The sequence below is a fragment of the Mycolicibacterium tusciae genome (genome assembly GCF_002086795.1).
GTDB classification, from domain to species: Bacteria; Actinomycetota; Actinomycetes; order Mycobacteriales; family Mycobacteriaceae; genus Mycobacterium; species Mycobacterium tusciae.
Genome location: NZ_MVIM01000021.1, coordinates 40,807 through 64,370, shown reverse-complemented (window position 1 = coordinate 64,370; position 23,564 = coordinate 40,807). Strand labels below are relative to the sequence as shown.

Annotated in this window: 23 protein-coding genes and 3 pseudogenes; 10 read left to right on the top strand and 16 right to left on the bottom strand. The window is 63.3% G+C overall.

What is annotated here, in order from left to right:
* The first annotated feature begins 67 nt into the window (after positions 1-67).
* Positions 68-3,352, top strand: a complete 3,285-nt coding sequence (locus BST47_RS26725) for a helix-turn-helix transcriptional regulator (protein WP_234809885.1) — start codon at positions 68-70, stop codon at positions 3,350-3,352.
* Here the strand turns inward: BST47_RS26725 and BST47_RS26720 are convergent.
* Entirely contained in the window at positions 3,343-3,939 is a 597-nt protein-coding gene (locus BST47_RS26720) for a GNAT family N-acetyltransferase (RefSeq protein WP_083128880.1), read from the bottom strand. The genes BST47_RS26725 and BST47_RS26720 overlap by 10 nt on opposite strands.
* A complete protein-coding gene (locus tag BST47_RS26715) occupies positions 3,936-4,373 on the bottom strand; it encodes a hypothetical protein (protein WP_083128842.1) in 438 nt (145 codons plus the stop codon). The genes BST47_RS26720 and BST47_RS26715 overlap by 4 nt, the downstream gene beginning before the upstream one ends.
* 22 nt (positions 4,374-4,395) lie before the next feature.
* Between BST47_RS26715 and BST47_RS26710 the strand changes: the two genes are divergently transcribed.
* Positions 4,396-4,842, top strand: a complete 447-nt coding sequence (locus BST47_RS26710; protein ID WP_083128879.1) for a cupin domain-containing protein — start codon at positions 4,396-4,398, stop codon at positions 4,840-4,842.
* Between the two features lie 4 nt (positions 4,843-4,846).
* Here BST47_RS26710 and BST47_RS26705 read toward each other — a convergent pair whose 3' ends face one another.
* On the bottom strand, positions 4,847-5,224 hold the full coding sequence (locus tag BST47_RS26705; RefSeq protein ID WP_083128841.1) for an Hsp15 family ribosome-associated heat shock protein: 378 nt from the start codon (positions 5,222-5,224) through the stop codon (positions 4,847-4,849).
* Between the two features lie 370 nt (positions 5,225-5,594).
* Between BST47_RS26705 and BST47_RS26700 the strand changes: the two genes are divergently transcribed.
* A complete protein-coding gene (locus tag BST47_RS26700) occupies positions 5,595-7,109 on the top strand; it encodes an AlbA family DNA-binding domain-containing protein (protein ID WP_014211246.1) in 1,515 nt (504 codons plus the stop codon).
* A 54-nt stretch (positions 7,110-7,163) separates the two neighbouring features.
* Here the strand turns inward: BST47_RS26700 and BST47_RS31345 are convergent, their stop codons facing one another.
* Positions 7,164-8,297: a hypothetical protein gene (locus BST47_RS31345; protein ID WP_014211245.1), complete on the bottom strand. Its 1,134-nt coding sequence runs from the start codon at positions 8,295-8,297 to the stop codon at positions 7,164-7,166.
* Between the two features lie 351 nt (positions 8,298-8,648).
* Here BST47_RS31345 and BST47_RS26690 point away from each other — a divergent pair, with 351 nt between their 5' ends.
* The 3 genes from BST47_RS26690 to BST47_RS26680 all read left to right on the top strand — a co-directional run bounded on the left by BST47_RS26690 (position 8,649) and on the right by BST47_RS26680 (position 10,830).
* Positions 8,649-8,879, top strand: coding sequence for a ribbon-helix-helix domain-containing protein (locus BST47_RS26690; protein ID WP_014211244.1), 231 nt, complete (start codon positions 8,649-8,651; stop codon positions 8,877-8,879).
* Between the two features lie 33 nt (positions 8,880-8,912).
* Complete coding sequence (locus tag BST47_RS26685) at positions 8,913-9,311, top strand: type II toxin-antitoxin system death-on-curing family toxin (protein WP_014211243.1); 399 nt, start codon at positions 8,913-8,915, stop codon at positions 9,309-9,311.
* An 829-nt stretch (positions 9,312-10,140) separates the two neighbouring features.
* Positions 10,141-10,830, top strand: a complete 690-nt coding sequence (locus BST47_RS26680) for a hypothetical protein (RefSeq protein ID WP_014211242.1) — start codon at positions 10,141-10,143, stop codon at positions 10,828-10,830.
* Between the two features lie 105 nt (positions 10,831-10,935).
* Here BST47_RS26680 and BST47_RS26675 read toward each other — a convergent pair whose 3' ends face one another.
* From BST47_RS26675 to BST47_RS26635, 9 genes and pseudogenes are all read right to left on the bottom strand, one after another.
* Positions 10,936-11,571: an alkylmercury lyase family protein gene (locus tag BST47_RS26675; protein WP_014211241.1), complete on the bottom strand. Its 636-nt coding sequence runs from the start codon at positions 11,569-11,571 to the stop codon at positions 10,936-10,938.
* Between the two features lie 3 nt (positions 11,572-11,574).
* A complete protein-coding gene (locus tag BST47_RS26670; RefSeq protein ID WP_014211240.1) occupies positions 11,575-11,865 on the bottom strand; it encodes a hypothetical protein in 291 nt (96 codons plus the stop codon).
* A 19-nt stretch (positions 11,866-11,884) separates the two neighbouring features.
* A complete protein-coding gene (locus BST47_RS26665; protein ID WP_014211239.1) occupies positions 11,885-12,289 on the bottom strand; it encodes a heavy metal-responsive transcriptional regulator in 405 nt (134 codons plus the stop codon).
* A gap of 88 nt (positions 12,290-12,377) precedes the next feature.
* Complete coding sequence (locus BST47_RS26660; protein WP_207568706.1) at positions 12,378-12,803, bottom strand: arsenate-mycothiol transferase ArsC; 426 nt, start codon at positions 12,801-12,803, stop codon at positions 12,378-12,380.
* Between the two features lie 13 nt (positions 12,804-12,816).
* Positions 12,817-13,490 (bottom strand): annotated as a pseudogene (locus tag BST47_RS26655) (arsenate reductase ArsC).
* The gene (locus BST47_RS26650; RefSeq protein ID WP_083128840.1) at positions 13,487-14,245 is read right to left on the bottom strand and encodes an aquaporin; all 759 of its coding nucleotides are present in this window, start codon (positions 14,243-14,245) and stop codon (positions 13,487-13,489) included. Before BST47_RS26650 ends, BST47_RS26655 begins: the two are co-directional and overlap by 4 nt.
* Positions 14,242-14,613 carry an ArsR/SmtB family transcription factor gene (locus tag BST47_RS26645; protein WP_083128839.1) on the bottom strand — a complete coding sequence of 124 codons (372 nt, stop codon included), beginning with the start codon at positions 14,611-14,613 and terminating at the stop codon, positions 14,242-14,244. The genes BST47_RS26650 and BST47_RS26645 overlap by 4 nt, the downstream gene beginning before the upstream one ends.
* A 64-nt stretch (positions 14,614-14,677) precedes the next feature.
* Positions 14,678-15,220, bottom strand: a complete 543-nt coding sequence (locus BST47_RS26640; protein WP_014211234.1) for a DinB family protein — start codon at positions 15,218-15,220, stop codon at positions 14,678-14,680.
* A 31-nt stretch (positions 15,221-15,251) separates the two neighbouring features.
* On the bottom strand, positions 15,252-15,734 hold the full coding sequence (locus tag BST47_RS26635) for an ArsI/CadI family heavy metal resistance metalloenzyme (protein ID WP_014211233.1): 483 nt from the start codon (positions 15,732-15,734) through the stop codon (positions 15,252-15,254).
* Positions 15,735-15,835: 101 nt separating this feature from the next.
* Between BST47_RS26635 and BST47_RS26630 the strand changes: the two genes are divergently transcribed.
* Positions 15,836-16,195, top strand: coding sequence for an Rv2640c family ArsR-like transcriptional regulator (locus tag BST47_RS26630; protein ID WP_041303438.1), 360 nt, complete (start codon positions 15,836-15,838; stop codon positions 16,193-16,195).
* A 226-nt stretch (positions 16,196-16,421) separates the two neighbouring features.
* Here the strand turns inward: BST47_RS26630 and BST47_RS26625 are convergent, their stop codons facing one another.
* Positions 16,422-16,805, bottom strand: coding sequence for a hypothetical protein (locus tag BST47_RS26625; protein WP_234809884.1), 384 nt, complete (start codon positions 16,803-16,805; stop codon positions 16,422-16,424).
* 677 nt (positions 16,806-17,482) lie between these two features.
* Between BST47_RS26625 and ripB the strand changes: the two are divergent.
* Positions 17,483-18,137, top strand: a pseudogene (gene ripB / locus BST47_RS26620) (NlpC/P60 family peptidoglycan endopeptidase RipB).
* 39 nt (positions 18,138-18,176) lie between these two features.
* Here the strand turns inward: ripB and BST47_RS26615 are convergent.
* Entirely contained in the window at positions 18,177-18,779 is a 603-nt protein-coding gene (locus tag BST47_RS26615; RefSeq protein WP_083128838.1) for a TetR/AcrR family transcriptional regulator, read from the bottom strand.
* Between the two features lie 20 nt (positions 18,780-18,799).
* On the opposite strand from BST47_RS26615, the gene BST47_RS26610 reads away from it, so the two are divergent.
* Entirely contained in the window at positions 18,800-20,260 is a 1,461-nt protein-coding gene (locus BST47_RS26610) for a hypothetical protein (protein WP_083128837.1), read from the top strand.
* A gap of 53 nt (positions 20,261-20,313) precedes the next feature.
* Here BST47_RS26610 and lgt read toward each other — a convergent pair.
* Positions 20,314-21,339: pseudogene (gene lgt / locus BST47_RS26605) on the bottom strand (prolipoprotein diacylglyceryl transferase); the annotation flags it as partial.
* Between the two features lie 1,180 nt (positions 21,340-22,519).
* Here lgt and BST47_RS26600 point away from each other — a divergent pair.
* Positions 22,520-23,500, top strand: coding sequence for an N-acetylmuramoyl-L-alanine amidase (locus BST47_RS26600; RefSeq protein WP_420094066.1), 981 nt, complete (start codon positions 22,520-22,522; stop codon positions 23,498-23,500).
* The last annotated feature ends 64 nt before the right edge of the window (positions 23,501-23,564 follow it).

Below are 23,564 nucleotides of genomic sequence, written 5' to 3'. Positions count from 1 at the left end.
CCTCGCAGACGCCATCTACGCGTCGGCGCTGATGTTTGACGGTCCTAGTGGCAGCAGGCTGGCTAGCATGAGCGAAATTGACGCTGCCGTGCTGAACTGGAGCGACCTGGGCGTGAGCGAGCTGGTACCGACGGGGACGGTGACGCTGCTGTTGGCGGATGTCGAGGGCTCGACTCGGCTGTGGGAGACTCAGCCCGATGCGATGACCCCGGCCTTCGCAAACCTGGACCGCGTTCTGGCCGAGGTGGTGCCGATCCACGGTGGAGTCCGGCCCATCGAACAGGGTGAAGGCGATAGCTTCGTCGTCGCGTTCGGGCGCGCCAGCGACGCCGTGGCATGCGCACTCGACCTGCAACGCGCCGCGCTGGCGCCCATTCGGTTGCGCATCGGCCTCCACACCGGCGAAGTCCAGTTGCGCGACGAGTCCAACTACATCGGGCCGACGATCAACCGCACGGCACGCATCCGCGATCTCGCCCACGGCGGACAGACTGTGTTGTCCGGCACCACGGCCGATCTCGTCTTGGATCACGTTCCGCCCGACGGGTGGCTGGCTGAGCTCGGAAGCCATCCGGTCCGCGATCTGCCACGGCCTGAGCGCATCGTGCAGCTGTGCCACCCCGACACCCGCAACGAGTTCCCGCCCCTGCGTACCGCCAAAGCAGCACGCTCCCATAACCTCCCGGCGCAGCTGACCACCTTCGTCGGAAGAGTCGGGCAGATCGACGAGGTCCGCGCACTGCTGCGCGAAAGTCGGCTCGTCACCCTGACCGGCGCGGGTGGTGCCGGTAAGACGCGTCTCGCCATCGAGACAGCGGGCGAACTGGCCGGTGAATTCGATGGCGGCGTGTGGTGGATCGACTTGGCACCCGTCGCCGACCCCGCCGTCGTGCCGGTCACAATCGCCCGCACCATGGGCCTTCCCGACCAGACGGGACGGTCCCCGATGGATACAGTGCTCCGGTTCATCAGCGACCAGAAAGTCCTTCTGCTGCTTGATAACTGCGAGCATCTGCTGGATGTCTGCGGCGAGACGATCACGACGCTGCTCAACGGCTGTCCACAGCTGACCATCCTGGGGACCAGCAGGGAGACTGTGTCTGTTGCCGGCGAGGTCACCTGGCGCGTGCCGTCACTTTCGCTGAACGGGGAGGCCGTATCCCTGTTCGTCGATCGGGCCCGGCAGGCTCGGCCGACCTTCCGAGCCGCGGGTGAGGATGCCGAACTCGTTTCGGACATCTGCCGCCGCCTCGACGGGATGCCGCTGGCGATCGAGTTGGCGGCGGCCCGCGTGCGGGCGCTGTCGCTTCGCCAGATCTCCGATAGCCTCAATGACAGGTTCCGGCTCCTGACGGGCGGCGCGCGAAATGTGCTGCGGCGCCAGCAGACTCTGCGGGCCTCAGTGAACTGGTCGCACGCGCTGCTGACCGACGCCGAACGCACCCTTTTCCGCAGACTCGGCGTCTTTATGGGCGGTTTCGACCTCGAGGCCGCACAGGCCGTCACCGCCATCACGGAGGCCGAACAGTTCCAGATTCTCGACCAGCTCACCCTGCTGGTCGACAAGTCACTCGTCATTGCCGACGACGAATCGGGCGTGATGCGATTCCGCCTGCTAGAAACGATGCGGCAGTACACGCTCGAGAAGCTCAGCGAGTCAGGCGAAGCCGATGAAATTCGCGACCGCCATCGCGACCATTATGTTGCGGCCGCAGCCACGCGCGAAGCGAACAACTCGTTGGTCGAGTGGGCCGAATCGGAGATCGACAATCTTCGGGCTGCGCACACGTGGAGTGTCGAGAAGGCGGATTTCGAGATCGCGCTGAGTTTCGTCTCCTCGCTGCAGCGACTGTGGGTGCACCGTGCCCGATTCCTCGAAGGTATAGGTGGCTTCGACCGCGTCTTCGCCGATATGCGGTACCGCGACTCCGACGTCGCTACCCGAGTCTGGGTCCGCGCAGTGGCGGACATGAGCGTTCTGGCGGCGTGGATCACGGCCCCCGCGAGCCTCGCGCGCGCCGAAGACGCCTTGGGGACGGCGCGCGATCTCGGCGACCAAGATCTGGTGATCTGGGCCCTGACGGCGTGCGGCGGTCTGTCGTACTACAGTCCCGAAGCGGCGCGACGTTACTTGACCGAGGCCGCCGAACTTGCCCGGGCAGTTGGCAACCAACCGATGCTCTGTCACGTTCGCGGCTATCAGGCGTTCGCAGCCAACGTCGCAGGGGAACCACTGACATCGCGGTTGGCCGCCGAGGAGGGCGGCGATATCGCGGACATGATCGGTGACCGCTTCATGTCCCGGTTCTGTCGCCTCTGGCAGGGCTTCGCGCTGATGGCCGAGGGAAATATCTCCAAGGCCTGTGATGTACTCACGTCTCTGCTCGCGGAGACACAAGCGGAGAACGAACGGATGCTGACGCTGATCGGGAGCGTGGGTCTGTCCAACGCGTTTGCCTTCGGAGGAAATGTGTCGGCGGCGGCTGAAATGTTGCAATCTGCTAGGCAACTGACGGCAATCATGGGCGGGTTCCATGAGGACGCCATCTTCAATGGCTCCGCCCTCGTCGCCGTGTTCGCCGACGACTGCATCGCTGCCAAAGAAGCCGCCGAGGCGTCGATGGAATGCGCCGTTTCGGAACGAGCCATGTACGTGCGAAGCTCACTCGCGATGCCTGAGGCATTGGTGGGTACCGGAGATATCGTCAGCGCGCGCCGATGGGTCGACGAGAACCTCACATTCGTGCCGGGATGGTTCCGCTGCCACGCGCTCGTGACGCGCGCATATATCGCGATCGCCCAGGGTGAGCTTGAACAGGCTGACGATGACGCACATGAGTCGCTTGCAATCGCATGTGAGATTCGCGCATACCTGCAGGTTCCAGACGCGCTCGACTGCCTGGGCCGGCTGGCCGTAGTTGCAGGTAACCACTTACTCGCCGCGCGGTTGTTCGGCGCGGCGGCAGCGGCACGCGAGCGGATTGGCATCGTCCGCATTCCCGCCTTAACCCATGGGCACGTAGAAGTCGTCGACGCGACCCTGCAAGCATTGGGACAGAATGAGTTCGACACGGCATGGACCGCGGGTGCGGCACTCTCCACCCAAGACGCGATCGCCTACGCCCAGCGCGGTCGCGGAGAACGCAAGCGACCAGCCAGCGGCTGGGAATCGCTCACCCCCACCGAGCGCAACGTCGTCGAGCTGGTGGCCGAAGGGCTCGGCAATAAGGACATCGCCGAACGGCTCTTCATCTCACCGCGCACGGTACAGACGCACCTCACACATGTCTACGCCAAACTCAACCTGGAGTCGCGAATCCAGCTAGTCCAGGAGGCATCCCGTCACGTGTGACGGTCCAGCCGGTAGCGCAGGTTGTTGCGCACCGAAGGCCACTCGATATCCAGGATCGAGTACACGACGGTGTCGCGCCGCGATCCGTCGGCCAGCAGCTGGTTACTGCGCAAGACACCGTCGAGCTTGGCGCCCAGGCCCTCGATCGCTCTACGGCTGGTGAAGTTGAAGAAGTGCGTCCGGAATTCGACTGCAACACAATTCAGTTCGTCGAAGGCGTGGCCGAGCATCAACAGCTTCGTTTCACTGTTGACCCCGCTGCGCCGGGCCGATTCGACGTACCACGTGTTGCCGATCTCGAGTCGCCGGTTGGCCGGGTCCACGTTCATGAAGCTCGACGAGCCGACGAACGAGCCGTCCAGGCGACGCACGACCATCGTCAGTCCCGTATCCGGCGTCTGTACCGCCAGCCGTGCATCGACCCATCGCTCGACCGCTTCCGGTGCCGGCGCCGCGGTGAACCACAGGCTACCGAGCTCACCGTCGGCCGCGACCGCTTTGATCTCCGGAACATGTTCTGAGCTAAGGGGTTCCAGCTCGACCCAGCGGTCCCCGGTCAGTGTGACCGGTTCGACGAACCCGCTCATGGCGTTCGCACAGTGGCCGCCGACCACGCGGCGACCATCGTCACCACCGACAGCACCGCCGCCGCGATCGCCACCGCGACGCCGATATAGAGGCCGAATCCCGCCGACACCGGCGTGTGCACGTAGAGCCGGTAGTAGAACACCGTGAGTACCACCAGCAGCACCGAAATGGCCAGCGCCGCCGACGATGCCACCCGGGCCGACAGGCCCCGCGCCGCCATCGCTCCCGCCACGATCAAAGCCGCCGACAGCAGGACGATGAGCTGACCGACGCCGAAGCCGGATAACCGGTTCCGCAACTCATCCATATCGCCCACCACTCCGCCGACCGCGCTGGCGCGAGCACCGTCAGCCGTCAACCAGGGCATCCACGCATTGACCACAAGAACCGTCGCGCACAGTGTGACCAGCCATCCGGGACGCAGGCGCGACATGCGTGAAGACTACGGTATGACGATGACCGAACTTCCCGACTGGGCGCGCCACATCGACATGGCTCCTCACCCCGAGGGCGGCTATTTCAAGGAGACCTGGCGCAGCGAGTTGACGGTGCCACAATCGGCACTTCCACTGGATTACAACGGCCCGCGCAACGCCGGGACGGCCATCCTGTTCCTACTGATGCCGGGCCAGCAGTCGGCATGGCACACCGTGCGCAGTGCCGAGCTGTGGCTGTATCACTCCGGGGGGCCGCTGCTCCTCGAGTTCGGTCCCGAACAGGACACCGCCACAACACATCTACTCGGCTCGGACATCGTGGGTGGCGAGAGCCCGCAGATCATCGTGCCGCCCGGGGAATGGCAGCGCGCCCGCCCGCGTGACGATCAGCCCTGCCTTGTCAGCTGTGTCGTGGTCCCGGGATTCGATTTCGCCGACTTTGCTCTCGGGGCACCGGCCGACTGACTCGTCAGATCCGGCCGGCGCGCAGCTTGTCCAGCAGTCGCCGGTCCCGCTTCGTCGGCCTGCCCGCGCCACGGTCACGGACGGCGATCGCGATCGTCTCGGTGGGCTCGGCTTTGGGTGTTCGGTCCAGGAAGCACGTCGCCGCATCGGCCGCGCCCACCCGCTTGTGGATCACCCGCACCACCTCGACCACCCGCATGGTCTGGCCCACCAATGCGCGTACCTCGTCACCCGGTGACACCGTGGTGGCGGGTTTCGCGGGACGGCCGTTCACCCGCACGTGTCCACCCCGGCAGGCGTCGGCGGCGTCGGGCCGCGTCTTGACGAGCCGGACCGACCACAGCCATCTGTCCACGCGGGTCGACTCCACGCTTTCCATCATGGACCAGGTGGTGAACTACGCACCCGGCCGATTCGTATGTCGAGATGCAGCGAAGATTGACAAGACACGCCTGACTACTTTGACAGAACTTCGGCGTGTCGCGGCGGCTTGTTAATCTTCGTTGCAAAGCGCAGATCAGAGCCTCTGTGGTTGGTCGTGCTCTGCGGTCGTCGGTGTGTCACGCGCCGTTGCGGAGTTGACACGTTGTCGAGCGATGTACTGCTGCCCGGCGAGAGAAGGCCGCGGCACTCACCTGTCCGTGTCGACGGTGTTCATCTGGACCATTCGACCAGAGCGGTACGTCAGCGCATGACGGGTAGCGTTTCATCCGAAGCCGACCGCTAACACGACATGAGGCTGGTGTAGGCCGTTGATCGTTCCGGACGGACGGACTGATCCCGAGAAGCTACGCGAGCTTCTGGGCAACCCAGAAGAAACCCATCTTGACTTGAAGGCCAAGGTCAACCTGGCCGACAACGAGGACAAGTTGAAGTTCGTCAAGGATGCGGTGACGATGTCGAACCGCCCGCCAGGTGGCTACATCTTGATCGGCGTTGACGACTCCGGCAACCCCTGTATGCCTGTCGGGACCATCCCGGACCGGAGCCGGTTCGACGGGTCTCGGATCGGCGCCCTGATCCGCGGGTACGTCGAGGCCGATGTACACGTCCTCGTGCAGGTGCAGGAGCAAGCTGGCAACGAAATCGCGGTGGTCTACATTCAAAACCGCGGTCTGCCAGTCCCGTTCAGCAAGGATGGCCAATACGCCGACGCAAACGGGAAGATGCAAACCGTCTTTCGTAAGGGTGAAATCTTCGTCCGAGAGGGCCCCGAAAACGTGCCCATCCGCTACGCGCACTGGCAGGACATCTTGTCCGACTTCGCGAAGCAGCATCGCGACGAGGGTGCTGCGGCTGCGCAGACCGTGTTGAGCCAGTTTGTCGCCGCGCAAGCGTCGTCATCTTCGGGCAATGCAATCGATGTGCCGCTCTTAATGGAGATGGATGAACCGACGTTTGCGGGCGCGATAGCCACGCTCCTGGAGTCCGACGACGAAGTTCGCCTCCGCCAGTTCATGCGGGCCCTATGCGGTCCCATTGGATCGAGCGACCTTGAGGACTTCAACCATGCACTCAATAAGTGGACGGTCTATTGCGCCCAATGCCTCTACTTCGAACGCTCCGATCTCGTCGATGATGCGATCGAGAAACTTCTCGGCGTGTACAAGAAGCTCGATCTCGACGACGATGCGAACCGCAAACGCCTTGCCGTTGTGGAGCGTCTCTACGTGGTCGGTGGTCTTGCGGTTCGATTGGAGGCGTGGGACACGATTACCTCGTTGACGCTGCGCCCCGTTCCGTCTGAAACCTATGGCGACGATTACGTCTGGTCGTCGTGGATTCGGCATGGTCAGACTCTTGCCTCGCGAGCCAACCTCACCGAGGATCCCCGTGGCGGATTCATTATCTCTGCGGCACGTGAACTCATGGTTGAGCATCCGGCCATGCGGCCGGATCTTGCAGATACGCAGGTACCCGCTGAGGAGATCACCGGCAGCGATGTCGCCCTTAACTCGTTGTGCGAGTTCGACATCGCGTATTGTTTCGTCGTTGCCGCGATGGGTACAGGACATGGCTCCGGATACCCGTCGTCGGCGGCGTTCGATGAAGAACGCGCCAAGCCGATGGCCCAACTCATAGTCGCCAACCCAGAAGTTAGGACACATCTTTTTCCCGATGCGGACGACACCGCAATCGCCGAAGCCATCTTCAGGATGTACGAGATCGCAATCCAGCAGTCGGCAATTAACTACGGTGGCCGATGGTGGGACATGCCGCCGAGTGTCAGGCTGTGGGTCGAACACCATCGACCGCCACAGGTCTAGTCGCGGAATCGGGTGTCTCCGTTGTGCATCGGCGCTAGGCCCGGGGGTTCGCAGCTAGGCTAGCCATACTCTCAACGCCGCGTCGAGCAACTGGTGGTCGTTGAGCCCCAGGTCTTGCGCCCTTTCCTGTACATCCTCAAGAAGCTGCGGGTGAACTTTGCCGGGCACTCGTTGGGCGTCTCCTGGGGGTTGCGGTGTCGGCGCAGTGCGGAGTTCGTTGCGAGGAAATAGTTCGATCAGGGACATCATCTGTGCGGCGTTGATTTCGATTGGTTGACCGCGAACTAGTCCCCAATCAAGGAACCTAAGGTTCGCGGATTCTTTACAGATGCCTTTGTTGTGCACGAAGTCATTACGGATCAAGCGGATGTCGCCGAAGTAGTCGATCAGTATGTCGCTTCCGCGAATCCGCGCTTCACCGATCTGATTGAAGCAGGCCGCGATTCGGCCTCGAAATTGCTCTTCCCAAAGTGCGAACACATAGGTGAACCACTGTGCGTACGCCACTGCTTGTACTTCAGGGTAGTTGTCGAGCTCCTCACGGCCCGTACCTCCTACCCACATTAGGGTGCCTGCATCTATTGCCGAGATGAGTTCTTGCATATGGACAAGTCCACTGCCTGGACCGTCGACATAGGTGAAGGTCCTGACCTCGAAGTAGTGGCCGACATCGCCGGGAACATTCCCTCCTTGCATAAATCTTCGGTGTGGCTGCTCCCAATCGCTCACCTTTTCGACGAGCACGTTATGCGACGTCAGGGTCACCAAGAGGGACACGAGCATTGCGCGCTCAAGTTCAGAGACAAGATCGTCGATCGAGGTGTCAGGTTCCGTGACGCGCTCGGCTAACGGCGGTATCGCGGCCTCTATAGCGACCCGCAGATTATCAATGCTGCCGATAAAGTCGTCGCCATAAGACAAGCCGCCGTATGCATCGATGACGGCGTGGAGGGTTTCGGCGAGCCATGAGCCAGGCGCCGGCGGCTGACTCTCAAGGGTCAAGGCGATGGAGTCGCTCGCTTCAAGGATGAGCACACGCTTGTCTTGTTCATTGAGGGCGCGGACGCGATCGCCGTACTGCTTCCGTGCTTCAGCCAACTGACGAATTTGATCGACGGCAAGACGTGTATTGACCTCCGCCTTTCGCAGGACGCTGAGCCACCGCCTTGTTCGACTGTGCAGGTACATCGTTTCCCCCTCGCTTGATAGGTGGCGCGCTCCCGTTGCTCATGCGCGCGCTTCCCCAGTTCCTGGTCCAACTTCCTTATGGGCACGACGGCTTCGGGCGCTGCATTACCTAGAGCGGGAACTGTAGCGATCGGCACCGACATGGTGCCGTAGGTACGGCTGAGCTGTATGTCTATACCGATGTGTTGCGGAAACCGCCTCTGACCTGCGCCGTGTCAATAATGATGACGGTGGACAATGTAGGACACACCATGACATCATGGTGTCATCCAACAACGCACACCGACATCGACACACACACCGACACACACACCGACACACACACCGACACACACACCGAGAGATTCAGCCATGACCGATCAAGACCAGAGGACAGTAGGGGTAACTCTGCGTCTGCCTGTAGAGCTTGCAGACGCTCTAAAGAACTACGCGTTTGTCACGGAGACCTCCGGGAACGAAGTGATAAAGCGTGCGCTTGTCGAATACCTGAAAGTTCACGGCCGCACCGACGTAGTACGCGCCGCGTTCGAGAAGGTGCTTGATCAACACGCGATTGCGCTCGACAAGCTTAAGGATCTGTGACCTGCAGATCCTCGTCTAACCCGAAGAAACGCGATGACAACGTTCCTGACTACAGATGAGATCCAAGACGTAAATGCCCACTTCGTGGGACCGGATAAGCTCCGCGACTTTGGTCTGCTCGAAGCCGCTGCCATACGGCCTCAGTCGAGCGCATTCGGCGAGGATGCCTACCCGACTGTGCACGAGAAGGCTGCTGCACTGCTGCACGCATTAGCGCGGAATCATCCGTTTGTGGACGGGAACAAGCGCACGGCTTGGGCGTCAACGGCGATATTCTACATGTTCAATGGCTACACGATTTCCACCGATCAGGGCGACATCGTTGCCCTGGTCGTTGATGTCGCTGAAGGCCAGAAGGGCGTGCAGGACATCGCCGCCACGCTAAAGAGCTGGACTCAGCCCTTCGACATCGCCGACGACTGGATGGGCTAGCACCTAAGCGCCGCCCGGACGAGTTTGACCCCAACCGAAGAGTGGAGTGGCGGGCCGAGTGGGGTAAGCAGTCGAGGCGGTATCCGCGCCGGCCTGGATGTCGAGCGCACCAATTCCGCGCTCTCGATGAGCAACCCGGCAAAGCTCTCCGCTCCTGGGCGACCGTCATGCGGTATCGGTGGGTCGTATTCAGATGAAACCCGTTGAGCGGGCCCTCGCACGCCTGCCCGGGTGCGGCGTTTCAAATTGGGGCAGCGGACAGCGCGCGCCTCGTACTCGCGGGCCCGGCGCCCGACGCCCAGCTCGGGGCGATAGGTGTGGTGGTCACGGCTACGTACCTCTCAGGTGGGTTGCTAGCGCCCTGCATGACCAGTTCACATGCAATTCATGCTGGCCTATTCCGGTCTAAGAAATAGATTCTCACCTGCGTCAAACATGGTGCGCGATACTGGGATTGAACCATTCCCATAGCTTGGTCCACCACCGCATTTTCACCCGCAAAAACCACGTCAGCCTTAAAGCCGGCGCAGACGATCCAAAGTTTTCGACTTACCCAGATCGCGCGGCACTGCACAGCCGACGCTGCCACTACCAACATCCCGCTAGTACAACATCCGATAACACCCGACTGCCTTGCCTTGCCTTGACGCAACGACGCAATATCGGGCGCAGCGCCAGACCCGCCGCACTCAGTTCGTCTCTGTGACAATTTCCAACGCGGTGCGTGCCCCATTTGGTAAGCGAGAGACGGTGACGGGGAAATCTCAGTGCGATTGAGATGTGATGTCAGTTCATCAAGGCTTGAACGGGCCATGTCATCATCGGACGGATGGCACCGAGAGCAGCGAAGAAGACCGACAGCAGACTGGCTGCTCGTCTCGCGGCGATCGCTTCACTCGGCGCAGCGGTTATTCACTTCGCCGTCGTGCCGACACACTGGCAAGAGTGGATGCCGGCAGGGCTGTTTTTTGTCTCAATCGCGCTGTTTCAACTGATTTGGGCGCGAGTGGTGCTGGCTCGGCCGACGACGGCAGTGCTCGCCGCTGGGATCGCGGCCAATGTCGGTGCCGCCGCGCTTTGGGCCCTGTCTCGGACCGCGGGGGCGCCGTTCGGTCCAAACGCCGGAGAACCCGAGTTGGTACAAGCCGCCGGCCTCTGCGCACTGCTGCTCGAGGTCTACGTCGTGATGGGAGCTGGCTGGGTGTGGTACCGAGGCCGTCAACCCGAGCAGATATCAGCGTTTTCGAACGTGATTGTGCTCCTCGGCGCCGGCTCCGTGATCGCTGCAGCGGCAACGGTAGGAGTGGCTTCGGGTCTGCAGCACGGCCACCATGCGCCGGCCGGCGCAGAAGCCGAACACCACAAGCCGGGCATCGGACACGAAAATGGCCACCAAAATCATCCGGAGCCGATTGCGGAGGTGATCCGCCCACCCGCGGCTCCGGCTCCTGTCGAAGCTCCGCCTCCCGCAACGGATCCGGCACACGACACTGACGGTGATGATCATCATGAGGAGTGACACCGCCTTCTGACGCTGGTTCGCTCAGGGGCAACGAGACGGCTCGATTGTGGTGTGTACCTACGTCGAGACGGCGACGAGATGGGACGGGTGTCGGATGGTTCGTCAGCTGGCGAGTAAGTGTCGGAAGGCGCTGTCGGCCAAGGCGATGGCGTCGGCCTGGTCGACGATGTGGCCATGCAGTTCGGGGTGGTTGTCGAGGTAGGACTGCGCGTGGTTCTGGTCAGCGTGAAAGTTGATCGAACCGCAGAGGGTATCGGCCAGGGTTCCGCAGCAGTCGGTGTGGGCGATTACGACGACGGTGGTGGCGGGATGCCAGGTCCATTCGTGATCGCGGAGGTGGACCCGGATGGGTGTCCCGGTGGTCGGGTCCGTGGAGTCGATGACGCCTTCGGTGCCGGTCATCAACGGGATGCCGAGCGCGTCGATCGCGCACATTGCTGCGGCCGGCGGGTGGCCGGTGAGGTGGACGCTGTGGCGGGTGGGTCGTCGCGCGAAGGGGTAGGCGATGTCGATCTGTCCGTCGGGTGCGGTGTGGACGAGGTCGGCGCTGCCGAGTTGCTGCAGCGCATCGTCGAGGTCGACGCCGAGGGCGGCAGCGGTCGGGTTCAGGTCGTCGCGATGGACCTGTGCGCTGTCGCGGAAGCCGCGCAGCACGGCTCGGTGGAGTTCGCGGATCGCGGGCGGCAGCTGTTCGACCGAGGCGGCGACTGACTGGGGGGTCTCGGACTGGTCGGGCATCGGTTACTCCGTTGAAGGTGGCGGCGGTTGGACAGGACTGCTTCGGTGACCTCGCAGCGCGTCGAGCACACGTCGAGGTGTGGGCAGGTCTAGTCGGCAGGCGTCGCCGGTCGGCTCGCCGTCCTCGGGGCGCATCACGTCGATGCCGTCAACGAGGATGGTCGGTGAGGGATAGCGCCCGACGCGCTCGATGATCGGCAGGTCGAGGGCGAGGGTGGCCAGGCAGGCCGCGACCGTTTCTTTGGCGGCGGCGGCGTTGGGGCATCCGGGTGAGGTGAGAACTTCAACACGCATGGTGATCACTCCAGTGCGGTTAGCGTTGCGCGGCGGCGGTTTCGATGTCCAGCAGGATCGGGCAGTTCCGTTCGGCTCGGGGCTGACCGCAGGTGTCGATGAGGCGGGCCAGTGCATCGCGCATGCCAACAAGTTCGTCGATGCGCCGTTGCAGATCGGTGATACGGGTGCGGGCCATGGCCCGCGTCTCCTCGCACGACGCGGATCCGCCGTGGGCCAGGTGCAACAGGTCCTCGATGTCATCGAGGGTGAAGCCGAGTTGTTGGGCACGCTTGATGAAGCGCACTACCCGCACCGCGTCCGCGGTGTAGGCGCGGTACCCGGAGCGAGTCCGCTCGGGTTCGGGCAGCAGTCCCCGGCGTTCGTAGTACCGCAACGTTTGGGTGTTGACCTGCGCCTGCGTAGCGACCTCGCTGGTTCTCACCCCACCAGCATGAACCCTGTACCCAACTACCGGGTCAAGGCCGCCACCTCATCACCTGTGCGCGGCACGCCACTATGCAAGACCAGAACTAGGACATCAGGGTCTCTATGCGTTTGAGGAGATCGGCGACTCGTTCTGTGATGTCGTCGCGGACCAGTCGCATCCGTTCGATGCCGTCGACGCCACGCTCGAAGGGTTCATCGGTCTCCCAGTTCTCGAAACTGGTGCCGTCGACCGGCTCGACGTGGGCCTCGCGACCCAAGGTGACCACGATGTCGACGTCGCGCAGGAGCTGGATGTCGATGGGCTTGGGTGTCTCCTTGCTGATGTCGATGCCGACCTCCGCGAGCGCCTGGGCGGAGAGCTCGTTGATGGCACTGCCGGGCTTGGTGCCCGCCGAATACACCTGCACGGCGTCGCCTGCGATTTCACGCATGAGGCCTGCGGCCATTTGCGACTTGCCGCCGTTCTTCACACAGACGAATAGCACAGAGGGCGTGGGGGTTTCGGTCATGATGTTCTATCGGTCAGGCGACGGGGGTGATGCCGAGCTCGGTCAGCAGACGACGGACGCGCTCCTCAATATCGTCGCGGATCGGACGTACGGCGTCGACGGTCTGGCCGGCGGGTCGGTCAGTACCCATTCTTCGTAACGCTTTCCGGGGAAGATGGGGCAGGCATCACCGCAGCCCATGGTGACGACGACGTCGGCGGCCTGGACGATTTCGTCGGTCCAGGGTTTGGGGAACTCGCGGGTGATGTCGATGCCGGCCTCGGCCATCGCCTGCACGGCCGACGGGTTGATCTCGTTGCCGGGTTCGGACCCACCCGACCAGGCGACGCCTGCGTCGCCGGCGAGGTGGTTGAAGTACCCGAGGGCCATCTGGGAGCGGCCTGCGTTGTGGGTGCACAGGAACAGCACGGTGGGCTTGGTGTCGGTGATCTTGCCCTCGACCCGAGCGAGGGCGGTGAGGCGTTGGCGTGCCCATCGTTCGGCCAGCAGCGGCAGGAAGTTGGGAACGGTGGCGCGCCCGGCGAATTGGTCGTAGGAGGTGTGCAGGAACCGCTGAATGGTCTCGACGCCGAAGTGCTCGCCGAACTCGTCGTGGAGTCGGGTGGCGGCGGTCCGCAGCGCGAGACGCTGGTCGATGGACAGATCTGCGTGGTGGTGGGTGGCCAGTGGTACGGGGCTGTCGGTCATGTCGAACTCCGTTGATCGGCGTGATGGGTTTCGGTGTTGTGCGGGACGACGATGTTGTCGGCGGTGGCGGCGGCGTCCGGGTAGAGGGCGGCCACCAGCGCCAGTCCGATGAGTGCGCCGAGGATCTGGGCGGCGATGAAGCCGGGCGCGGAACCGGGGGCGATGCCGGCGAAGGTGTCGGAGAACATTCGCCCGACAGTGACGGCGGGGTTGGCGAACGACGTGCTGCTGGTGAACCAGTAGGCCGCGCCGATGTATGCGCCGACGGCGGCGGCGGACAGCGCCGCCCGCCCGGTGCGCGCCAAAGCGAAGATCAGGGCGATCAGTCCTGCGGTGGCGACGATCTCGCCGACGAGGTGGCCAGTGGTGATGCGGTTCTTGGTGGCGATCTCGATCACTTGGCGGTCGAACATGACGTTGGCCAGGACTGCGCCGAGGATGCCGCCGAGGGTCTGAGCGACCGTGTAGGAGGCCACGTGGCTGGCACTGATGCCGGTCCCGGCACGGCGTCCCAGCAGCCAGTCCGCCGCCGACACCACGGGGTTGAAGTGCGCCCCGGACACCGGGCCGAACAACAGGATCAGTACGGCCAACCCGAGCACGGTGGCGGTCGAGTTCTCTAAGAGTTGCAGACCGACGTCGTCGGGCGAGAGCTGCTGGGCCGCAATGCCGGAGCCGACGACGACCGTGACGAGCAGTGCGGTGCCGGTGAACTCGGCGAGCAGCCGTCGAGGCAAAGCAACCGGATGAATCATGAGCTGCTCATCCGCAGGGTGTCGATTTCGAGGAGCAACGAAAGCTGTTGCAGCGCATCAGTGACAACGCGGTAGTAGACCCATGAGCCGCGCCGTTCGCTGTCGAGAAGCCCGGCGGTGCGCAGGATCTTCAGATGATGGGAGATGGTGGGCTGGGTCAGGTCGATCCCAGCAGAGAGCTCGCACACACACGCCTCGCCACCGGCATGGCTGGCGACCACGCTGAGCAGCCGAAGCCTGACTGGGTCAGACAGCGCCTTGAGCTTGATCGCCAGCTCGGTCGCAGCTTCCGGGGACACGGGTTGTCGGGCCGGGGGGGCGATGACGCAGCCCGTGGCGTCGGTGAGCTGCTGGCCTGACTTCGACATCCATCGATATTGACAAACATCGAATCAAGCCGCAAGCGAACAGGCGGTGAACATGCTCCGAGTGTCACTGTGTTGCGGTGAGCGTGAGCTGGTGAGCGTGGAAGGCGAAGTGCCGTCCGGGGTAGCGGTACAGATCCTCCAACGTCATGAAATCTTCGAAGAACGGGTCCCAGTTGGTCGGGTAGTGCATACCCCGAGCGAAGTCGGCATCATTCTCGCGGGCGAGCCTACGTTGCAGCGAGCCGATTACACGGTCGAGTCTTGCGCCCATCCTGCGCCGGTTGTAGACCGTCGCCGCCGCGCACGAGCCGTAGTAGTTAATGAGATGGAACGGCCTAGTCGCGGCGTCAAGAATGTTGGCGAAGGCGCGGCTCACTGGATCGGGCAAGCGACTGAAGATCCGCACGAGAATAAGTAGCCGCTGCACGACCATATAGCCGAACACCATGTGTAACAGCAGTTGCTCATTGGTCCAACGTGTTCCGGAAGTTGGGCTACACCAATCCTCTGGCCCGGCTGCGGCGAGTAGCCGCTGGAACTCAATGCGTGCCCGCTCCAAGTCCGCGGCGATGTCGGCACGATCGACCTTTCCATGCTCGTCCGCCATTCCTCGATCATGCACCTGATGCGAGGCGGGTTCAGCAGCAGGATGATTCTGCAGCCACCTTGGCGTCGTCAGACGCGGTACCTCCGCAGCAGACGCCACCCTCGGAATTGCCGTCCTCGACGAGGTGCTGTGGGCTGGTGCCGAAGGTGCCGGAGTCGGCGAGCACGGTGTAGACCTCCCACTTCTCACCCGCTGGACCGGTGACCCACACCTTGTCCTGGGTGGCAAAGCAACAAGTAGTGCCGATCTCTTCGTCGGTGAACAGGCCCTCGTCGGTGAGCCGTGCGATCTCGGCGTGCACGGTGTCGCTGGACTCAACCTCGACACCGAGGTGGTTGATCGTGCCGCCCTTGCCGGGGTTTTCCAGGAGCACCAACTTCAACGGCGGTTCAGTGACGGCGAAGTTGGCATAGCCCTCTTTGACCTTGTTGGGTGGCGTGTTGAACAACTTGGAGTAGAAAGTGACGGCCTGGCCGAGGTCATCGACGTTGAGTGCGAGCTGTACACGAGACATGGGACACCCTCCTAGATATGTGACTTATATCGAAGTAGCTGACTGTCCCCATAGTGCATACCTCTTTGACTTATGTCAATGTCTTCGGCAACATGGACGTTGTGCCCAAGACCTTGCCGGTGATCGACATGTCCGCGCCGGTGTGCTGTGCGCCCGTCGCCGCTGGCCCAATGAGCGATGACGACGCCCTCCAGGTGGCACTCCGCCTCAAAGCGCTCGCCGATCCAGCCCGCGTGAAAATCATGTCGTATCTGTTCAGCTCGTCCTCGGGTGAGGAGAACAGTAGCGACCTCGCGACGGTCTTGGGCTTGACCGAGTCCACAGTCAGCCACCATCTCAGCCAGCTCCGGCGCGCCGGGCTCGTGGAGTCCCAGCGCCGCGGGATGAATGTCTACCACCGGCCACACCGCGATGCAGTCGGTGCGCTGTGCGCCGTGTTGGACCCGAACTGCTGCAGCTAACGCTGCGCTGAAGATCCGAGACTCTCGTACCTTGTCGCTGCCGAGACGGTGTTGACGGAACTCAAGCCGAATGCCAGCTGCACGAGATTCCCTCGGCGGGCGTTAAGTTATCGATTCTCATCCAGATGGCGGATCCGCCACCTTGCGCCATTGCAAATGAGGATCTCACCTTGCAGAGCCTTGCACCGTAAGCGACGGAGCGCACTTTCGGTCATGTGCCTAGGGACTAATGGTCGTGGTCGAAAAGAACGAGGGTGTTGGCCAGGTTGCCGTCGATGAGGTAGGCACGACAACTGAAGGGATCACGGATCGTCGCCCCAAACGCGTCGCCTTTGACATCCACGACACCAGAGACGTTCAGTACCGTGATGCGGGAGTGGTCGACCCCTTTGAGTGGGTCGTCGAGTAGTGAGAATAGATCCTTGCTGTCAGGGTCTAGGACCGTACTTGCCACCTCGACGTTTGACAGTTTTCCCGTTGAGGGTGAGGCCAGCCGCTTAAGCACGTCAGATTCGCAGCGGTCCTGCGCCGTACGTTCGTTCGAGGCACGGTCCGTAGAGTCTACGAGGCCGAAACCGCGTGTCGCGACGGCGATTATGGACAGGATCACTACGCAACCCGCCCCGGCCGCAATCAACCACGCACGCCTCCGGTTCTTGCGGGGTGTGGGTGGCGAACTACCCATTCTGTACGTCTCCAATATCGCGCGTCGAAAGCTATCTGCGGGTCGCGAGGGCGCCGTCGGGTGTTGTCTCGCTGCAAAGGTACTAAACACTCAGCAGACAAAGGACGGACTGGACCACAATCCACAACGGTATCCGCTATCAGGGACGTGCCCTGCAGACCGATACTCCTTCGCAGACACAGCCTCCGCCGTGATGGCTCGGGCGAACGTCGACATGCGCTGCTCCATCCCGTTCACTTCCGACTGGCGACATCGCCGCCCGCCTCGTCTCGTCTGGCGATTCAATCGATTTGCCGAGCAGCGACATGCGCGGCTCCGCGACGTAACCCACGTACTTCGCGCTAACCCTTACGCGCTTTTAGCTGCGCAAAACGGTGGCAGTGTCTTCGCGCTCTTTGGCTGCCATTGGGCTTGATCACATAGAGGGGTGCAGCCGCGCAAAAGAGCTGTTATTCAAAGTTACAGGAGTGTAATTTGTGGTGATTGTTGCTTGTGGGGCTGAAGTGACTTACGGTGAATTTATACGTACTTATTACGTACGTCGACGACTGCAAACTATTGCTGACGGGTGGGCACAATTTTGTCCCGGTTGGGAGTCATTCTTGGTCTTGTTGGGGCTGCTGCTCGGCCTCACCGTGCCCCCGCGGGCCGTCGCCGACGAGGGTCTGTGGGATCCGACATTGCAAAGTCCTTAGCGCTGGCGCACCAGGCGATCCCGTCTCGATCGCGAATGCCTCGCTGCAAGCGACGAATGTAGCCACTCAGACCACGCTGGACCTAGGTCGAAAGTTCCTCAGTAGCCTCGGCATCGGGGGTAGTCCAACGACTGTGGCTCCCGGACGCCGCGTGTACGGCAGGCAGGCGATCGAGTACGTGATCCGTCGCGCCGGCTCCCAGATAGGTGTGCCGTACTCCTGGGGCGGTGGCAGCCTGACAGGTCCGAGCCGCGGCGTCGACGGCGGCGCTGACACGGTGGGCTTCGACTGCTCGGGCCTTACGCGCTACGCGTTCGCCGGCGTCGGTGTAATGCTCCCGCGGTTCTCCGGGGACCAGTACACCGCGGGGCGCCAAATACCGCCCTCACAGGCCAAGCGCGGCGACCTGCTGTTCTGGGGTCCCGGCGGCAGCCAACACGAAGCCCTCTACCCGGGCGGCGGCCAAATGCTTGAAGCCCAGCAAAGCGGTGTACCGATCAAGGTCTCACCGGTACGAACCGGTGGAATGACGCCGTATGTGACGCGGATTATCGAAAGTTGATGATGATTTTCACAGGCCCGGTCGAGACGCGGAACCGAGTCAGCTCACCTTCGTGATCAGCCCATGGAGCGCTAGTCCAATGACGCTGCGGCGGGCGGCTTCCGCGTCCCAGTGGTGACTAGCGCGCAGGTGGATGTAGCCCCAGCCGACCATGTTGAACAGGACGGTCGCGGTCACGGTCTCGGGCACGCGCCGCACGGTTCCGTCCGCGGCGCCGTCGATGAGTAGGCGTTCGAATGGTTCGGCGAAGACGTCGACGGTCAGTGCGTCGGGGCCGGGCCGGTGGAAAACCTCGCCGTGCGCGAGGAACATTCCCGCGAGCAGGGGAAGGTATTCGTCGGCGGCCGCGCACATCGCCTCGAGTGCGGCCTCTAGCCGTTCTGCCGCGGTTCCGCGTCCCGTGATCGCTGGCCATATCGCGTTGCGAAACGTCTGCGCGGCGCGTGCAGTCAGTGCCGCGACGAGCTGATCGCGTGTGACGTCACGACGGTAGATCGTCGCCCGCGACATGCCGGCCTCGGCCGCGATCCGCTCTCGCGTCGTCTCTGTCAGACCCCATCGAGCGATCGCCGCGGCAGTCGCATCGATAAGCCGAGGATCAACCTCGGCGGAGTTTCCGGGCCTCTCTTGACTCTGAGCCACACGAACATCATAGTTGAGACATGCTAGTCTCAGATGTGAACTCGCCGAGTATCACACTTTCGCCGGCCTACGGTGCGCTTGCCGCCGCTGGTGGCGCTGTGTCGTTGTTCGCCACCTACTGGGACGACGCCTGGCACACCGACATTGGCCGAGACACCGCCCTGATCCCGCCGCACCTGGCGTTGTACGGCAGCGTTGCCGTTGTGGGTCTCGTGGTCCTCGGCTGGGGACTCGTTGCCCTGGCGCGTACTCGTTCGATCCGCGCCGCGCTGCGGCAGCCAGGCCTGTTGTTGGCCGGCTTGGGCGGCGCGGTCACACTCGCCGCGGCCCCGCTGGACGCGTTCTGGCACGACGCCTTCGGCCGCGACGCCGTCCTGTGGAGCCCGCCGCACATGCTGGTCGTGTTCGCCTCCACAACGATGGCCATCGGACTACTGGCCGGCCTGCGACCGACACGGCGCGGGATGGTCGAGGCCGCCCTGTCCGCAGTGGTGCTCGGCAGCGCACTGATGACGGTGCTTGAGTACGACACCGACGTTCCGCAGTTCAGCCAGATCCTTTATCTTCCGGTGGTTTTGGTCTCCGGCCTGCTCACTGTGGCCATCATCCGTGCGCTCGTTCCCCGGCCATACGCCGTTACACGAGGTGTCGCCGTCTACGTCGCAATGCGGCTCATCGTCGTCGCGGCTCTGATTCTGATCGGCCGCAGTACACCGGACCTGCCGGTGGCTGTCGTTGGGCTCGCCGTGGCCGACCTGCCCTGGCGCGGAGATGTTGCACGCTATGGGGCAACCGGTGCCGCGGTCGCCGCGCTGGCCTGGACGGCATCAGCGCTGGGCGTGGCGAGCCAGCCCGCCGCCGCGGTCGGTGTGGTCGCCGCGCCAGTCATCGTGGTGGGTGTCGCGCTGGTGCTGGCCACCTCGTGGCGCACACATCCGGTTTGGGCGACCGCCGCTGCGCTACTGGCGGGTGCCAGCATGTTGATGCTGGGGCCCGTTCCAGCCGCCAACGCCCACGATCCTGGACAGGGACAGCCCGTTACGTCAGTGCAACTGACGGTGGTCGGGGATGGCCGTGGGAATGTGCGGCTCGACGCGGTTGCCCCTGATGCCGGCTCCCAGCTCGCGGCAGACAGGATCGTGGCTCGCCGAGGGGGCCAGACGCTCACCGCGCCGCTGGATGAGATCGGCACAGGCAAGTTCACCGGCACCATTCGCCTGCCCGAACAGGGCCGGTGGTTCCTCTACGTCGAGTTCGGGCGCGCCGGCGAGACAGTCGAAGCGTGGCTGCCCGTTGACTCCGGATGGCAAGGAACCACCTCGGCCGAGCGTGAGCTCTACGTGCCCGCCGGCACACAGCCCCCGACCGCTACGCAAATCGGCAGCGGCGCAACGATCTACGCCGTCGGTCTGATCCTGTTCGGCCTGGCCCTCATCCAGACGCGGCGCATCGTGCGGCGCCGCCGCGACAATCCGGCTTGAGTTTCCGGCCACCACCTACTCAACCTGCAGTAACTGAGGAACCCTTATCCACCAGGTTTCTCGCTCTGGCTGTTGCGGCCGTAATCGGGCGTTTTCGCGTCACCTGATGCGAGCCCTTTGTCCGCAGGCGCCGCGCGACCTGAATCCACTCCGCTCTCGGCCCGCACGGCAGAGTCGTCACGACTGACCGCAGCATCCTGCGTCGCCTGGGCTTCGCCTGTTGCACTGATCGCGAGCTCCTCGCGACCCTTCGGCGCGATGAAAAAGTAGATGAGGGCGCCGATCAATACCAATGTGGCGGTGACTGAATTGATCCGGATGCCGGCAATTTGGGTCGCCGCGTCGCTGCGCATCAGCTCGACGAAGAACCGGCCGACACAGTAGTTTGCGACATAAAGCGCGAACAGTCGTCCATGGCCGATTCTGAATCGGCGATCGACCCATATCAGCATGCCGAAGACCAAGGCGTTCCACAGCGACTCATAGAGGAAGGTGGGATGCACGACCTGCGCGACCTGACCTGTCGACACGCCGTCGACCGAATGCACGTCGACGACGCCCGAAGGGTCACGGCGGTAGTAAATCTCCAATCCCCACGGCAGGTCGGTGGGCCTCCCGTACAGCTCCTGGTTGAAGTAGTTGCCGATGCGGCCAATCGCCTGAGCCAGCACAATGCCCGGCGCGACGGCATCGCCGAAGGCGGGCAACGGAATACCGCGTCGTCGGCAGCCGATCCAGGCGCCGACGCCACCGAGGGCCACCGCACCCCAGATGCCTAGGCCGCCGTCCCAGATTCTCAATGTGGCGTCCAACCCAAGACCGTCATTACCAAAGTAGGTGCGCCAGTCGGTGATCACGTGATAGAGCCGGCCACCTATCAATCCAAACGGTATTGCCCATATCGCGACGTCATAGACGACACCCGGTTCGCCTCCCCGGGCGATCCAGCGGCGGTTCCCTATCAGCAGAGCGGCGACGATGCCGGCGACGATGAACATCGCGTAAGCCCGGATCGGCAGTGAGCCAAGATGCCACACCCCTTGTGGCGGACTAGGGAAGGAAGCGACCAGGGTGGTCACGGCAGCCTCTGCGGCACGACAGCGACGGTTGACTTCTCAATCAGGACAGACATACTCCTCTATCGCAATCACTCGTGTTCGGGCCTCAGTGGGTTCGGCATGCTCGCGGGCTACCTACTTGTCTACTACGGCGGATAGTACTGTACAGGTGCCGACCTCCGGCAATGACGCCGATATACCGCACCTCGACGACCCTGCCGCACAATCGAGTCGGTCTTCGCTCAGTTCAGCATCTAGCATCACAGTTCCGAAGTCCGCCCGCTGCACGCGAATGAGTGCCTTCGCCGATGTTGCACTGCCCCTCCGCAGACCAATCTTCCTCCCGCTGCTAACAGTTCGCCGGCTCGTGGCGATATCCAGATTGCATTGCGGGGTCCGGTCCCCGCGGCATGGATCTGGCGGGGAACGCGACTCCTCCCCCGCCAGATCGCCAGCTTGAAACCGCTCACCACCGTCGCGATCCCAGCTCGGCGCCAGGGTAGTGACGCCGGCGGCAGCAGCAGCCCCCGCTTGACCTATGTGGCCAACGGTGCGTCCTGCGGCGAACACCGCGTGAGGAGGGGCGTATAGCGTGGTGTGCTCGGCGCAGTTAGCCGACCCCAACTCTAATGAATCTTTAGCCAATCGCTTTCGGCACCAAAGGGATGGTTCGCGTCTGACAGCTTGAGGACGATCAATCGGCTGCCGGCCTCATGCCAGCATTACGCCACGACGCAACAGTATTAGCCCTGCAGGGATTCACCTTTCGCGATCCGACGGCATACTTTGCATCGCCTGCCAGAGTGGCGGGGAATGCCATTGCGGCATCGCCGTTACCCTCGATAGGGAGCCCGTTGCGACTCGGATTTCCGGCCGGTATGCGACTCTATTCGCGCCAGAATGGAGCTCGGTCGCGGCGGGTCGCAGCCGTCTATTTGCTGACACGGGATAGCCTGTCGCCGTGTGTGATCGATGCACGGGCGGGCCAAGTCGGCCCGTTTCGCGGCGGGCCGTCCTGAGGTTGGCGGCCGCGGCGCCGGCGGTTGTCGGTCTAGCCAGCACCGCGCCCCTGCTCCTCGGGACACCGCACGCGCCAGCGCAGCCGCCTCTGTCGGCGGACACGGCCACGGCCACACCACCGATACCCATTATCAGCCGCGGTCAATGGGGCGCCGACGAGTCGCTGCGGCGAGCAGCGCCGGTGTACGACAACGCGATTCGGGCCGGGATCATCCACCATTCCGCAACGGGCAACAACTACGCGCCCAACGAGTCGGTAGCGATTGTGCGGTCAATCTACGCGTATCACACACGCTCGATGGGTTGGGCGGACATCGCCTACAACGCGCTCGTCGACAAGCATGGTCAAGTTTTCGAAGGCAGATTCGGCGGACTTGATAAACCGGTCGAAGGATCGCATACCGGCGGATTCAACAAAGACACGTGGGCGGTTTGCCTGATCGGTGATTACGGCAGAGAAGTACCGACGCCAGCGCAGCTGCGATCGGTTGGCCGGCTGCTGGGATGGCGGCTGGCGCTCGGCGGCGTCGATGCCAGAGGCGCCGTCGCGCTGACATCTGCCGGTGGCCCCTACACCCGATTCCGGCAGGGGATGACCCGCATGCTGCCGAGCATCTTCGCTCACCGCGATGTCGGCGATACCGCATGCCCGGGCAACGCCGCCTACGCGTTCCTGGATCGGATCCGCGATATCGCCGCGCGTTTCAACCAGCCTCCCACGGCAGAGGACGTGGAGGAGTCGATGCGGGGTGGGGCGATTTTTGCGCGATGGCAAGCGCTCGGTGGCGCCAGCGGTGTGTTGGGTCCGGTGAGGTCGCCGGAAGCCCCCGGTGCTGGTCCAGCGCGCTACGTCATCTTTTCCCAGGGAGCGATCTACTGGTCACCGGCCACCGGAGCGCAACCTTTGACCGGAGCGATCTATGACGCCTGGGCGACGCTGGGTTACGAGCGCAGCACACTCGGCTTGCCCACAAGCGGCCAGATCCAAGCGCCGCAATGGATTGTGCAGAACTTCCAGCACGGCACGCTGAACATAGATCGAGAGAACGGTGCGGTCACCATGGTGGCCGACGGGCAGCCCCGCGTCTTGCCTCCGCCGCCGCTCGGAGGGCCACCCGTTCAGCTCGAGCGATTCTCTCCGGCGCGCAACCGGATCCCCTGACCGGCTCTGTCACCGCGGGCTGCAGCAAGAACTCGTCTCGCGGCGTCCGCCGAATCGACACCTC